At 59.0% G+C, this 13,654-nt stretch carries 14 protein-coding genes; 4 read left to right on the top strand and 10 right to left on the bottom strand.

Annotated features, from left to right (window positions below):
- Window positions 1–5: 5 nt before the first annotated feature.
- The 4 genes from AB4P92_RS29075 to AB4P92_RS29060 all read left to right on the top strand — a co-directional run bounded on the left by AB4P92_RS29075 (window position 6) and on the right by AB4P92_RS29060 (window position 2,452).
- Window positions 6–548, top strand: a complete 543-nt coding sequence (locus AB4P92_RS29075) for a DUF3833 domain-containing protein (protein ID WP_042559367.1) — start codon at window positions 6–8, stop codon at window positions 546–548.
- The gene (locus AB4P92_RS29070; protein ID WP_395598616.1) at window positions 545–1,255 is read left to right on the top strand and encodes an SDR family oxidoreductase; all 711 of its coding nucleotides are present in this window, start codon (window positions 545–547) and stop codon (window positions 1,253–1,255) included. The genes AB4P92_RS29075 and AB4P92_RS29070 overlap by 4 nt, the downstream gene beginning before the upstream one ends.
- A gap of 14 nt (window positions 1,256–1,269) precedes the next feature.
- The gene (locus AB4P92_RS29065; RefSeq protein WP_042559369.1) at window positions 1,270–1,575 is read left to right on the top strand and encodes a DUF6482 family protein; all 306 of its coding nucleotides are present in this window, start codon (window positions 1,270–1,272) and stop codon (window positions 1,573–1,575) included.
- Window positions 1,576–2,125: 550 nt separating this feature from the next.
- Window positions 2,126–2,452, top strand: coding sequence for a hypothetical protein (locus tag AB4P92_RS29060; RefSeq protein ID WP_210705968.1), 327 nt, complete (start codon window positions 2,126–2,128; stop codon window positions 2,450–2,452).
- Window positions 2,453–2,488: 36 nt separating this feature from the next.
- Here AB4P92_RS29060 and AB4P92_RS29055 read toward each other — a convergent pair whose 3' ends face one another.
- The 10 genes from AB4P92_RS29055 to AB4P92_RS29010 form a co-directional block, all read right to left on the bottom strand.
- Window positions 2,489–2,701 carry a lysis system o-spanin lipoprotein Rz1 gene (locus tag AB4P92_RS29055; RefSeq protein WP_024013519.1) on the bottom strand — a complete coding sequence of 71 codons (213 nt, stop codon included), beginning with the start codon at window positions 2,699–2,701 and terminating at the stop codon, window positions 2,489–2,491.
- 249 nt (window positions 2,702–2,950) lie between these two features.
- The gene (locus tag AB4P92_RS29050; protein ID WP_395598615.1) at window positions 2,951–3,484 is read right to left on the bottom strand and encodes a glycoside hydrolase family 19 protein; all 534 of its coding nucleotides are present in this window, start codon (window positions 3,482–3,484) and stop codon (window positions 2,951–2,953) included.
- A 285-nt stretch (window positions 3,485–3,769) separates the two neighbouring features.
- Window positions 3,770–4,174, bottom strand: coding sequence for a DUF1353 domain-containing protein (locus AB4P92_RS29045; RefSeq protein WP_395598614.1), 405 nt, complete (start codon window positions 4,172–4,174; stop codon window positions 3,770–3,772).
- Entirely contained in the window at window positions 4,171–4,782 is a 612-nt protein-coding gene (locus AB4P92_RS29040; protein WP_395598613.1) for a DUF4376 domain-containing protein, read from the bottom strand. Before AB4P92_RS29040 ends, AB4P92_RS29045 begins: the two co-directional genes overlap by 4 nt.
- Before the next feature lie 790 nt (window positions 4,783–5,572).
- The gene (locus AB4P92_RS29035) at window positions 5,573–5,992 is read right to left on the bottom strand and encodes a hypothetical protein (protein ID WP_395598612.1); all 420 of its coding nucleotides are present in this window, start codon (window positions 5,990–5,992) and stop codon (window positions 5,573–5,575) included.
- 11 nt (window positions 5,993–6,003) lie between these two features.
- The gene (locus AB4P92_RS29030; RefSeq protein ID WP_395598611.1) at window positions 6,004–6,357 is read right to left on the bottom strand and encodes a hypothetical protein; all 354 of its coding nucleotides are present in this window, start codon (window positions 6,355–6,357) and stop codon (window positions 6,004–6,006) included.
- The gene (locus tag AB4P92_RS29025) at window positions 6,357–7,232 is read right to left on the bottom strand and encodes a hypothetical protein (RefSeq protein ID WP_395598610.1); all 876 of its coding nucleotides are present in this window, start codon (window positions 7,230–7,232) and stop codon (window positions 6,357–6,359) included. The genes AB4P92_RS29030 and AB4P92_RS29025 overlap by 1 nt, the downstream gene beginning before the upstream one ends.
- Window positions 7,229–12,862 carry a phage tail tape measure protein gene (locus AB4P92_RS29020; protein ID WP_395598609.1) on the bottom strand — a complete coding sequence of 1,878 codons (5,634 nt, stop codon included), beginning with the start codon at window positions 12,860–12,862 and terminating at the stop codon, window positions 7,229–7,231. Before AB4P92_RS29020 ends, AB4P92_RS29025 begins: the two co-directional genes overlap by 4 nt.
- A gap of 57 nt (window positions 12,863–12,919) precedes the next feature.
- The gene (locus tag AB4P92_RS29015) at window positions 12,920–13,321 is read right to left on the bottom strand and encodes a hypothetical protein (protein ID WP_395598608.1); all 402 of its coding nucleotides are present in this window, start codon (window positions 13,319–13,321) and stop codon (window positions 12,920–12,922) included.
- Between the two features lie 63 nt (window positions 13,322–13,384).
- A complete protein-coding gene (locus tag AB4P92_RS29010; protein WP_395598607.1) occupies window positions 13,385–13,633 on the bottom strand; it encodes a DUF1799 domain-containing protein in 249 nt (82 codons plus the stop codon).
- Between the last annotated feature and the right edge of the window lie 21 nt (window positions 13,634–13,654).

Below are 13,654 nucleotides of genomic sequence, written 5' to 3'. Positions count from 1 at the left end.
AGGCAATGACCCGATTTCTACTGATACTGGCAATGGCCCTCAGCGTCGGGAGTTGCAGCAGTGTGGATGTCGCCCGTTATGCGGATCAGCAACCGGCATTGAATCTGGAGCATTTTTTCAGCCAGCCCGTCAAAGCCTGGGGGATGTTTCAGAAGCGCAGCGGTGAGGTTGTCAAGCGCTTCGAGGTCGACATCGTCAGCCGCCGCGAGGGCAACAACCTGATTCTCGACGAGCGCTTCCAGTACAGCGACGGCACACGCCAGCGCCGCGTCTGGACCCTCACGCCCGAGGGCCAGGGGCGCTGGAGCGGTCGCGCGGATGATGTGGTGGGTGTCGCCAAGGGCCAAATCGCTGGAAACACGTTGCACTGGCGTTATCGCCTGAACCTGCCGGTCGACGACTCGACCTACGAAATGAGCATGGACGACTGGATGTACCTGATGGACGAGGACACGTTGATCAACCGCACCACTATGTCCAAGTTCGGGGTAGAGGTCGGCCAGGTGACGCTATTCTTCCGTCGCCAGGGCGCCGGAGCGAGCCAATGAATCGCGTATTGACCATGGACTCGCTCGGCGACGGTTATCGCGCGCTGGTGATCGGCGCCGGTGGAACCCTCGGCACGGCTTTTTGCGAACAGCTCGAACAGGATCCGCGCTGTGCCGGGGTTCGCGCGCTGGGGCGCCATACCGTTCCCGAACTGGACCTTGAACGACCCGAAACGATTGCCAGCGCCGCCACCGAGCTGGCATCCGAAGCACCGTATCAACTGATCGTACATGCGGCCGGCCTACTCCATCGCGACGGGATCAAGCCGGAAAAAAGCCTCAGTGCAATCGAGCCGGACGCGCTTCAGACCGTGTTTCAAGTGAACGCGCTGGGGCCGGCAATGGTGCTGCGCCACTTTCTGCCGCTGCTCGATCCTATGGGAGCGATGGCGATGCTTTCGGCAAAGGTCGGGAGCATTGGCGACAACCGTTTGGGCGGCTGGTACGCCTATCGCGCCTCCAAGGCTGCACTGAACATGCTGATCAAGACCGCCGCCATCGAACTGGCACGCACTCGCCCGCAGAGCCGCTTGCTCAGTCTGCACCCAGGCACGGTTGTCTCGGGGTTGTCGCAACCTTTCCGCGGAGCCTCCAGTGCCCGGCCGGCAGACGTGGCCGCGGCCCAATTGCTGACCTTGATAGACCAGTTGACGCCGGCCGACAGCGGCCATTTCTTTGCTTACGATGGAGAACGCCTGCCCTGGTAGGCAAGGAGTGAAGCATGAACCTGAAAACCCTCACCGAACACGCGGCCAACAGCGAAATACGCGAGCTGGAACTGCTGTCACTCGAAGGTGGTTTTTATCTGGCACGGATCCGCCTGGACCACGGCCAGTTCACCTTGCTTGATGATGCGACCAAGCCGATGCACCTGCGTTCGATCACCCACCTGCGTGACTTGCTGCAGACCGTCCCTGCATTTCCTTGCGTGCTGGTGCAGCAATGCGTGCACGACGAAATGTGCGGCCGGGATACAGGGCCTGTCGAAGAACTGCGCCTTCCGTTTTCGCTCACCACGCCATTATGAATCGGATAACGTCGAACACCACTGAATGAACGTTACCTGCCGGTTGCGCCTGGATTCCGTAAGCAGAATTTCAAATGCGGGATACCAGCAAAAGCGGCAGCGGGCGAAGAGGAACCAACAGAGAGCATCCACGAAGCTCGAGACCAGTTGGGCATGCATCTGTCGGGATAACAGAACAGGATATCCGGACGCGTAAGGGCATGAAGGTAGCCCCTACGAAGTGACAGAAGGACGGGAATTGCGGAAAAGATTTTTTGATTGCGGAAAAAAATAAGGGCTTGCATGAGGTATGTCATGCAAGCCCTTGATATAGATGGTGCCCGAAGCCGGAACCTAATTAGTCGACAAAACGCCAATAAACATTGCCTTCCGAACAATCAACTCCGCTCCGATGTACTGATCCGTGTACTAATTAATCGTCGCTGGCTCGGGTTCCACTGCTCGCAGCCTGTCACCTTATCATCCGATGCTACAGCTCGTCGCCTCACCCTCGCCCACCCTACGCGCCTCGATTACTGTATATGCAAACAGTATTCAGTAAGGCGCTACCGTGGACCCCCTCTATATAGAAGACACCGACGATTGGCTCGGTAATCCAACACCGCTCGAAACCTGCCGGCACCAGCTGCGGATGTATGAGAACGAATTCGAAGCGCTCACCCTTAAGCTGGAGCGTGCACTGGAAAATATTCAGGGCTTGGTCAGAGACAATGACGCTCTCACGGTGGATCGTAACTCTCTCAGGGCAAAGCTTCAGTACACCGAGGGGGAGTTACTGAGCGAAAAACGCAGATTCGCTGATGTGTCGCACCAGAGGGACCATCTCTTCCACGAGAATCAGAGCCTTCTCAGGGATGCGCGGTATCGGCAGAACTGAGTGCCCGCACATAGGCCTGACAAGCCTGTAGCGCGATCAGTCCACGGTCGCCGGTGTCGGTGATGGCGATAATTCGTTGAGCATGCGCCGGGTCAAGTCTGGCTCGTACGGTTGCATGATCCACGCCGCCGGTGGCGGTGGCTTGTGGCAGGTCACACCCACTGGCTGAATCCGCGTCGATGAGGACTGACAGCCGCAGATCAGCAGTGGCAAGGCGATCGCGCAGGCGAGCTTGGTCTTTTTGAGCATTGGTCAAAACCTCTTGGTGGGTTTGGTCGCTGGCTGCCAGACGCTGCTCGAGCGCGAGCCGTTTCGCCTGGTCGGTGCGTACCTGGTCAGAGGCCGCATTGCTGATGGTGGTCAGATCGGCCTGATACGCGGCGGACTGCTCGGCGAGCTTCTGGCCATAACGCCAGCCCTGCACCTTCCAGACTCCACCGGCCACGCCCAGCACCAGCGCCAGCACACCAGCCAGTGCGGCTTTCAGCGCTACCGGGCTCACGCAAGCACCGCCGTCGCCTTGCTCCAAAGCTTCAGCCGATCCGCCTGGCCATTGAGCCCGCCATTGATCCTGCGCGTGATGGCTTCGAACTTGTCGGCATCGGCCAGGGTGTTCAGCCCATTGGTTGCCCAGAACCACGCGGCTGACAGGCAGGCGTTCTTCGGCTGCTCCAACAGCTCTGGCTGGTTGATCAGGTCAAGGCCGAGGGCTTCGCCGCACGCCGCATAGTTCGCCCGGCCGGTGATCTGGATCAGGCCACGCCCGCGGTATTTGAGGCCGTCGCCCGGGACGGTGTTGCCCAGGTCCTTGCGGCCTTCGTATTTCGCCTGGGCGGTAGTCGGCCCCCAGATCTCACGCACGTAGACCAACTGGCCGGACTCATGGCCGATCTGGGCGATGAACGCGGCCACACGCTTGGCGCCGACGATCTGGTACCGCTGCATCGCAGTATTGAGGGCGGGTGCAAAAACGCCGGCTTTGGCGCCGGCGTTCGGAAGGATTTGCAGCAGCTGCTGCGCGGTGATCGGCATGCTTTTCTCCAGGCAAAAAGAAACCCGCACTCGGCGGGCTGATAGCTGAAATTTGTAGTCGTTACAGGCTGTGCGGCGGTTGGCGGGCACGCCTCTCGCTGGTAGGATCTGAGCCACGCTCTTCTGTCGTTAAGGGGTCAGATGAGAATAGAAACCCTGGCGATTGCGAACCGCCGGGGTTTTGCTTTTTTATTGCCGCTGGTAGCATTGCGCCACGTTCTCTGGGTCGGTCGCCTAGAGAAAACAGAAGCCCTGGTGATTACAGCTCGCCGGGGCTTCGTCTTTTCAATCCCCAGACGAAGAAAACCCCGAACGAGTCGGGGTCTTGGTGAAGTGCTTAGCGCCACCTATCCTGACACCCAGCCAGAACAAGTACGCTCTCCAGCGGGCGACTCCCTCCGCACGCAGCGCCCGGTACAGCACCGCATCTGCCTCCTTGCGGCTGACCTGCCCGCCGAAGTACAGCCAGTCATGCACAGTCGCGGCGTAGTTGCCGTAACCGGACACCAGCGCGAACAGGACAAACAGAAAGGCGTTGTGCAGCACCTTGATGCTGGCAAAGTCGGTGACGAAGCCAGCGGGGACGATGATCGTGCGCTCGTACTCATCGGCCAGCACCAGGTCAGCCAGCAGCGTGTAGGTTCGGCGGTCGGTCTGGTCGGTTTTCAGCGTGGTGATAAAACGGCTCATGCAGGCCACCCCTCTTCCAGCATCTCAGCGGTGATCGAGCCGTCGGCCACTGCGCCGAGAAGCACATCCTCACGGTCAAAACAGAGCTGAACGTGTTCGCTTACGGCGTCGGCAATCGCCAGCACCTGGGCGGCTGGCAGATCGACAAAGCCGTCTGAGGTTTTCCAGCGCAACACGTAGTCAGTGCTCCGGTACGCCCGCAATGCCGCGCCATTGATCAGCGTCTTGCTGCGGTCGTCGGTATCGATCGGCATGCCGGCGATCATCGTGCCGGATGTCTCGGCGGCATAGCGACGAGCCGCAATCCGATCGCGCCAATCAGCAGCAAGCAGCGCATCCCGAGCCGCCTTTTCGGCCGCTGTCATAGCCACCTGCTTGCGGGCGACCTTCACCACTTTGCGCTCGGCGTCGATGGTCAATACCTCGGCGCCCCACTTCTTGTCGGCGCCGAGTTCGCCTTCAGTGTTTTCTTCGGGCCACCAGGCCACACCCTGCACGCCTAGCGCCGGATCGGTCCACGACAGATCGGTGAGCGATTCAGGCAGCAAGCCTTGCAGGAACTGCGGAAGGGGCTCGCGCGTTGCGATATCGTTCTGTACCTTTACCATAGTTCGACCCTCACCCCGCCATAGCCACCTACAGATCCCGTTCCCCCTGAAGCCCCTACTGCGCGGCAGCCACCGCCACCGCCCCAGTCTCCGCCATTACCACCACTCAGCGTGAACTGTGTGAGCCCGGCAGCCCCCCAGTACTCCTTGGTTGCACCACCTGAAGAAACAAGGCCGCCGTTAGGATAAAGTGACGCGCCCTTTGCCATTACCCCGCCGCCGCCACCCGCTCCTCGGGTAGAGCCTAGGGAGGCGACACCGCCGCCACCCCCATCGGTCGAGTTACCTCCGGGGTCGTTGGTGTTGTTGGCCGCACCATCGCCACCATTAGAATTCGGGCCGGCTGCACCGCCGCCGCCCCGATTCACTCCAGATCCGCCAGTAAAATTGAAGTCCCCGCCCGCGCCTGTTCCGCCTGCCCCGGACACCTTACCCCCATTACCCGCAAGGGAAACGGCGCCGAAAGACGCGGTAGACGCAGCGCCGTCGCTATTTGTCGTAGGTACGGCTGCTGCGCTATATGAGATTGCCAGCCCTTGCACTACAGGAAGAATGCCGGTTCTCGCCAAACCGCCGCCGCCACCACTGTTGCCGACAGTAAAGGAGCTAGAACCCCCCGCCCCTACTGCCGTGACGCGAAAAAACGAGAACCCGTCAGGAATCGTATAGGTGCCGGAAGCCCCGTTTATGAAATCGACAATGGTCGGATTTATCGTCTTTAACCCACCGCCGGCTTTTCTAGGCAACCCGAAAGGATTGCCTAGCGGATTTCCCAGTTCCCGGCTGCCCATTACAGGTTGCCCCACTGAGCCGTAAAAACTATGCCAGCAGCTAGTGCCACTTGGGAGCCCGCATAGAGGGCGTCCCCTGCCTCAAGGCGGATCGGCGTGTCGTCGCTAATGTTGCCAAAAACCGTTTCAGGGATGGCAGTGGTAGAGGCGAGGGTGTATCCGGCCATCAGCTCGGAATCGATCAGGTTGAATACGGTCGGGGCGGAAGACTTCACAAGAAACAGAACCAGGGACGAAGCTGTAACCGTCGCTCTTGGGATCGCCGTCAGCTTAGTGACCAGTGCCCCATTAGAACCAGCGGTACAAACAGGAACAGCGCCAACGATACTGGATGTACCGATACCGGTAACGGCTGTCGGCGCGATGGCGGACTGCGTTTTGTAGGTCTGAACAAAGGGTGCGGTAAATGTATTGGACATGTTTTTAATTCCTAAAAAGAGAGGGCGACGGCATGCAACAAAGCGAGATTGCCGATTGAGCCAGGGGCGGATTCGGCGGCGACTGCCGAGGCCGCGGCGTTGTTTGCTGCTGCTGTGGCAGCGGCAACCTGCTCGCTGACATTGGTGTCAACTGCCTCTGCTCGATCTGCGGCCTGACCAGCGTATAGCGCGTCTTCCGCTACTTGCTGCGCTGTGCCGTTCATCCAGGCGCCGAGTGCATTTTCTGCCGCTACCATCGGCTGTAGCGCTGCAATCATCGCGTCCGCTTTGGGCGTGAAATCGGCCGGGCCATCGCTTCGTGTCGGCGCTGGCGGCAGGTTTGGAATAACAGGCGGATTAGCCATTAAGTAACCCCTTCAACAGTAATTGAGCAGTCGGAAACAGTCGGACCGGAAAACACGATCTGAAAGTCTTTGTAAAAACCAAACAGGATGGTGGCCTCATAAGATTCTTCGCCGATCCACACCACCGGCGTGGCCCGTAGCTCAGCCAGCAGCCGACGAACCTTGGTCACCTCAGAGGTATCAAGGGCGACATCGAACTCGGCTCGATTGGAGAACGATCGTTGAATTACAACGGTGTTGCCGAACTCATCCGTGGACTTGCGGCTGTAGTCGTTGATCCCGACCGAACTGCCATAAAGCGCGGTGCCAATCTGCTTGACCGCTCCGATAACCAAGTGTCCGACAGCGGCTTCCTCGGCTCCTGCGTCTATGGTCACCACGACATTGGCCGAACCATAGGCCGGCATATCCAACACCACGACGTCCGTGCGGATACCAACCGGCTCAAAAAACCAGTCATACCAATTGGTGACGCCGGCATCGACAAGGCTGATTTGCTTGCGGTAAACCTCACCCTCCACCGCGTCAACCATCGTGACCGTGACCGACTTGCCCTTGAGGTTGAACAAGGCCAGGGAGTTGACCACCGCCCCCGGCTTGATCGTGATTTCAATCGTGCCAGCGCGAGTGGTCAGTGATTCAACCTTGTTGTCGAACATCCGCCAGCGGTTGGTAAATCCCAAATCCAACCATTTCGTCGCGTCAGATGGATCGGCGGTGTTGGCAGCGGCCAGCGACTCATAGATGTGATGGTCTTTGATTCGCTTGTCGCCCAGACCATAAGACCCAGCGACCCAGGCCGGATATTCCGTCTCCGGCACGTTGCTGCTGATCAGCTTGGCCGGCGTTATTTCAACCGGTTTGATGAGTCTCATAGGGCATAGTCCCTTTCTTTCGGTGCGCCTTCGGCGTCCCATTTCTGAAGCAACGTGGCGACTTGCTGATTTGTCTTGGCGATCTGAAACCGCTGCGATTTGTTTTCCTCACGCATCTGCTTGAGCTCGGACAGAAGCGCAGCGTTATCACCGCCACCCCGCAACATCGAAGCCGTCTGGTTGGCATTGAAGATCCGACTCGGGCCGGTGACTTCCAGTTGTGGCCCGGTTTCTCCAATTCCCCCACCAGTAGCGAAAGCCGGGACAAGACCGGAATTCATCTGATCGAGCACCCCAGTTCCGAACATCCGCACCGCGTCAGCGCTCATGACGTATTCGCCATTCGAAAGCCGGGCAAAGATGCTGTCGCTGGTTCCAGTGCCAGGTCCATTGATCAAGCCGCCAGTGGCATAGCCTGGCAGTCCGAGAAACTTCCCGGCATTGGCCTTGGTCGCCGCTGACTCCGCACCGTTACCCAGCGCGCCCTGAGCAATGGCCGCCGCGATTTGGTCATATCCGAGCGCGCCGGACTGCAGCTGCGCAGCCCAGAACGCAGCGCCCGCCTCGTCCCCTTTGGTGTCGCGCCCGAGCACCGACTTGTAGATGGTGTCGACGAGCGTGGCGTTGTTCTGCGGGGTATTGGCTTGTGCTGCACCTGATGCCTGCGCCATCAGCGCCGCGACCACTGCCGCGTTCATGGCATTGACGGCGGCCGTAACACCCATGACCGAGTTGTCGACGCCGTTGAGGGCGTCCATTTGCGCCTGGGCGAACTCAAGCTGCGAATCGAACTGAGCCATCTGTGCTTCATACGCCGCCTTGGCCAGTTCGACTTGCGTCTCCAGACCCTTCAGCGACTTCTCGGCGGTGGTGAGCTGCTTGCCGTTGATCCCGTTCAGCTCGGCCACGACGTTAGCCGTGCGACCCTGGTCCCGAGCGAAGTCCTCCATGGAGCCGTACAAATCAGTGTTGTTGCTGCTGACCGTATCCAGCGCATCACTCAAGCCGGTGAAGCCGGACAGCGACCCACCGGAACGAGCCGTGGCCAGCGCGCTTTGCAGCGTGGCTTGTGCCTGGGCCCGCAGCATCTTCACGGCGTCATCCGAATCGCCACGCAGAGCTTTGAGCGCAGCGCCCAGATCGTTACCGACAGAAGTCAGGCCGCTGACGTTTTCCGTCGCGGTGCTGACCATGTCATTAAGCGAAGTGACGCGAGCGTTGTAAGCATCCTGTGCGGCTTTCTGCTGGGCCGAGATGGCGCGCTGTACGGCGCCTTGAGCACTGGAAACCGAGCCCATTAGGCCGTCTATGATTGCTTGAGCTGCTGCGGCCGCCTTCTGCTGCGCGTCGGTCGCCCGCTGCTCGAGAATCGAATAGGCCGAAGCAGCATTGCCGGCAAGACCCGTCAGCGTGACGAACATCGCCCGCCCTGCCTCAGTGGTCACGTCCAGCGCCTCGATAATGTCTCGATAGCCCTGGCGGCTGGCCGGAAGCGTCATGTTAATTGCTTCGAACTGCTTGCGGACAGCCTCGAGCGTGTCGTCAGCCTTCTCCGTATCCGTGAAGAAGTTGTCGTAATAGGTGCTCGCGCTGGTGGTTAGCGCCTCAATCCCACCTGCCATGGCCGACAGACTCTGCGCCATGTACCCGCCGTTAACGTTGAGATCGAAAAGCCCGACATTCAGGTTTTTCAACACGTCGTTGACGGAGTACAGGTTGTTGACGAACGTGGTCAGGCTTTCGAAGTTGAAACCGCCTAGACCTGCTCCAGTTGCGGAATCGACAGCGGAAACCATGGAGTCCGCCACGCCACCAAACCACTTGGTGATTTCTTCCTGGATCTGCTCAGCCGTCTTATCCTTCGTGCTGATCTTGGTTGAAGCAATGTTGAGGCCGTCGAGAACGCCGTCATTCAGCTGAACGTTGAGGCGATCAAACAGCGTGAGGACGGAGCCTTCCGTAGCGTCGTACGCGCCGTCCAGCGACTTCTGCATCTCTGGATCAAGTGCAGAAAGTCGGGTGCGCTTCTTGTTCTTACCGAACAGTCCGCCTTTCTTTTTCTGGTATTCGTACTGGCTGCCGACAAACTCATTGTCGGTGACTCCGAGCTGAAAACCCTGATCCTTTGTTTGCCATTCGCCCCCCCAAATAGATGAGCCAACAGTTCCTCCAAGGATTGCACCTATTGCGGCGCCAATCGCCGTGCCGATGATCGGGACAACACTACCAATTGCGGCGCCTGCGTATGCACCAGCTACAGCGCCGCCCGCTCCAGTCACAGCACCTTTAATGCCTGCTTGCTGGTAGCCCATGATCGCGCCACCAATGCCGTATGCGGCGGCACCCAGCGTGCTGACGCCCGCACCGGCCCCGGACGCAGCACCAGAAGCCGCGCCTGTTGCCGCGCTCGCTCCTGACCCGGCCTGCCCGGCGACCCAGTTCGACATGGCCGAGCCTGTGTAGCCTGCCTGCAAACTGCCGATAGCCGCGGTGTTGCCAGTTATTGAGCCAGCAAGGGATGCATAGCCAGCAGTGAGGCCGCTTTCGATACCGCCGACTATGCCGGCGCCCGACTGAAAGCCAGACATGAACGCCTGACCGGCACCACTTTGATACAAGCCGATAGCCTTCTGGCCCATCGACAGGATGTCAGTAAATCCCGATCCAGTTCCTCCGCCGAACATCTCGCCCGAAGCCTGGCCGATACCGCCGCCCGATGACGTGCTGCCGAACATCGATTGCAGCAGCGGAGCGATGACTTGCTGCTTGACCACGATTCGCGCCAGATCGGCGAGCACCGAGTCAGCGAAGTCTTTAAACGACGCCTTGCCCGTGGTGATGAAGTCGACGAATACATCTTCAATGCCTGTGAAGGCACTGCTGAAGGCAGACTGGGTCATCCCGGCGGCATCGCTGGCCTCATCGACGTAGTTCCTCCAGGCCCGAGACACACCGTTCGACCAGTCGCCTCGAAGCTGCTCTTCGTCCCTGTAGAACTTCTCTTGCTTGGACAGCCGCTCACTTAGGGCATCCTCAAGAATCCGAGTTTCCCTGTCGTACTTATCCTTATCGCCGCTCGTTGGATTTACGATATTTCCGTAATCACGAGTAAGCCGTTCCATTTGCTTTTGATAATCCTGGCGGATTTTCAAGTCTTCCTGGAGTCGCGCGCGGTCTCTGTCGCTCAGCCCAAAACCTGCAAGCTGATTGTCCAGTCCCTGCTGAGCCAGATTGAGGCTGTCCTGTACGGTCTGAGCGAACGCCTTGATGGCCGCCTCGTCCTTTTCGATACGGCCGCGCATCTCGACAGAAAGCACCTCCTGGTCAGCATCCAGCTTCTTCAAGGCGTCGACCATCTTCGACCGCGCGTCGGCGATCTTCTGGTCTATCTGAATGCGCTGGGCGCCGGTGGTGCTGGACTTGTCGCGGACCGATTCAAGGGCTGCAATCTCACCCTGATAGGCAGCCTCGACGTCGGTCTTTTCTTTCTGGATCAGCGCTGACTTCTGCTCGGCGTACTGCTGCTGAGTGATCAGGCCAGCCTTCTGCGAAGCATCCAGAATCCGCATCGAGTTCTGATGGCTTGCGGTCAGCGCTTTGAGCTTGTTTTCGGCGTCGTTGAAGGAGGTTAGGTCTACGGCGGGGCCGCTGACCTTGGAGTCCTTATACTTCGCGCGAATGTTCGCGATGTCCTGTGCGATTTGCTTTTCTGCCAGCAATGCGCTGCTCGGGTTGCTCTTGCGTAGCTTCTCAACGCCAAGCCGATAGTCCTCAATTTCCTTTTCGCGCTTCTGGGCGTTGGTTTGCGTAGCCTCACGCACCTTGCGAATTGCCTGCTCACCCTCAATTCCGTCCGAACGAATTTGCGCAGCAACACCCTTTGCGGACGCTCGGCGCAACCGCTCATCCTCTGCAACTAGCAACTGGGTTAGGGCCGACTGTTGCTTCGCGATACCCTTGTCGGCCAGGCTCTTACCCCAGCTCCCTCCGAGCCTTTCTCCTTGCTCTCTGAAGTCCGATATTTTTTGCTCGATTTCAGACACGGCGTCTGCAAACGACTTCTCGCGACCAACATTGCGCATCACGTCCCATGCGCTAGCTGCAGCCTCTTTCACCGATTTCCAGCCAGACTCAATTGAACCGAGGTTCGCGTTTACGCTGCCCGCAACCGCCGTCAGAGCTTCGGAATATGTGGTGTTGGAGAGGCTCGCGGCTTCAGCGGTCTTTCCTTGGCGCTCTAGAGCCTGGATTTGCTCCAGCGTGCTAGCGGTAAGGAAGTTCATCGATTCGTTGAGCGCTAGCAGTGCCTTCGACGGCTCCTTCGCGATCCGCTCAAAGTTGGCGATGGTTTCAGTTGCGGCGACACCAGTGGCATCTTCAAAGTTAGCCGCAGCCGTGGCCAGCCCCTCGAAGGCCTCTAACGGGATCCGGGTAGATCGAGCAAGCTGGGCAAGGCTTGCTGCGGCTTCATGGACGGTTCCGTTGCTTTCCGCCACGGCTCTGGCCATGACGCTGAGTTGCCCGGCCGTGGCCCCTGCGGTGTTTCCGGTAAGAGCGAGCGCCGCTCCATAAGCGCTGGTCTCGTCTGACCCTTGCTTGTATGCAATACCAAGCGCTACAGCAGCGGCGGCGACAGCAGCAACAACGCCAAGCACCGCTCCAAGCCCAATGCCGAGTGGTGGCGTAGCCGCCCGAAGTGCGTCGGTAGCCTCTTTGGTGTTCTTGAGTGCGTCGGTGGTGGTGTTTGCCCCCTCGGCCAGACTGCCCAGACCCTCTCCGGCGGCTTCTGCTCCTTCTCCGACAGAGCGCGCGCCCAAGCCGACCTCGCCAAGTGCAGCGCCGGCGGCTACCACGCCACCGCTCAAGCCAAGGAATGAGCCAACTTTTTGGGTTAGCACATCGAACATCGGGCCAATGCCGCCGAACGAATCCTTGATCTGGCCGCCTTGCTGGATAAACACCAGTAGCGGGTTTTGGCCGCCGGCCAAACTGGTGAAAATATCAGTGAACTGCGCCGGGAGCTGACGAAGCGCTGCCTGCGTCTGCCCGGCCGACACGCCGGTTCGAGTAAGCGTTGTACCAAACCCTGTTAGAGAGGATTCGGTTTGCTGAAGCCTGGCTTGATATTCAGAGAATGTCGCAGGATCAAGGATGCCGGCCGCCTTAAATTTCTCAAGCTGGCGCTGCTGGTCACCCAGTCTCGCGAGCGCCGCGGTGGTCGGATCGATTTTCGCTAGAAGCTGTTCAAGCTGAGTGCGCTGCTCGGTGATTGCTACGGTTGCCTTCTTCTCGGAGGCTGCTACTTTTTCCTGTGCGGAGCTGTTATCAGTTGCGGACCTGGCGCTTTGACGCATCGCTGCGGACTGATTGAGTTGTTCGCGTGCGGCTGCGGCTGACGCTCCGGCTGTCGCCTCGTAGGCGCGATTAAGCGTTTCCTGATAGCCGCTCGACTGGAGCGCAGCGTTGGCAAGTGCCAGCATGCGCTCCTTGGCCTGATCGGAGGTCTCGCCTACCTTTTTGATTGCCTGCTCGGCGCGGACGCCGGCTTCGACCATGCCGTCAAGGTTTTCGGCCGCCTGAACCGCTGACTCAGAATTAACGGCAAGACCAAGCTCGGCGATGGTTGTCATTACTTTTCTCCAGGCGAAAAAAAACCCGCCTAGGCGGGTTTATAGGATTGATGGGCGCTAATTATCGATTAGCAGTTCCGTTTCTAGCGCGCTCTCTGAGTGCTCGTAACGGCTTTCGCTGAGCCGGTCAAATTCGCCAAAATATGCTGCCCAGTCCGTGTACAGATTCTTTAGAGCTGTACGAACAGCATCATTTTTTGCCGCCTTCAGAGCTGCCGGTAGCCCGGTCTTCGCTTGCGTAGAATATTCCTGATAACAGCTCATGACCTTATCGCGGTCCTGATTCTGCGTCGCGGACTGGTATCTTTTCGCGACGTCATAGGTGTCTTGCTGAACCTTGCACATGAACGCGCCATGATGGAGCAGTTCGGCATATTCCTTTACCGGGTCAGCAGGCGCCGCTTGAGCCGGCGAAAGCCCAACCAGTGCAATCGATACTACGGCTAAAAACATCTTCATTATGGAGCTCCCTTTTGTAATGACATCAATCTACCACCATCCATGGTGGCCGCCCAAATATCCCTATTCCTGATTGTCAGCCATCGTCTTCAGCGCTTCCTGCTCCATGGTCCGCACGTCGCGAAAAACCTGCTTGCGGTAGTCAGCGTCAATCCCTTCGAGATCCATCACGATTGGCAGAGAGGTGTAGTCCAGGCCGGTCGCCCCGCTCATGCCGGCTCGCCACTGCGTGCTCATGGAGTTGAACACGGCGAAGGCTTCGGCGTTGACATCCCACAGCACCACCTCCTCTTCCAGGTCGTCCAGGCTCATCCCAAACAGCGCGGCCTGCTC

This window comes from Pseudomonas sp. A0308 (assembly GCF_044218815.1).
GTDB classification, from domain to species: domain Bacteria; phylum Pseudomonadota; class Gammaproteobacteria; order Pseudomonadales; family Pseudomonadaceae; genus Aquipseudomonas; species Aquipseudomonas iridis.
The sequence above is the reverse complement of the archived record's forward strand: the minus strand, read 5'-3'. Positions and strand labels throughout refer to the sequence as shown.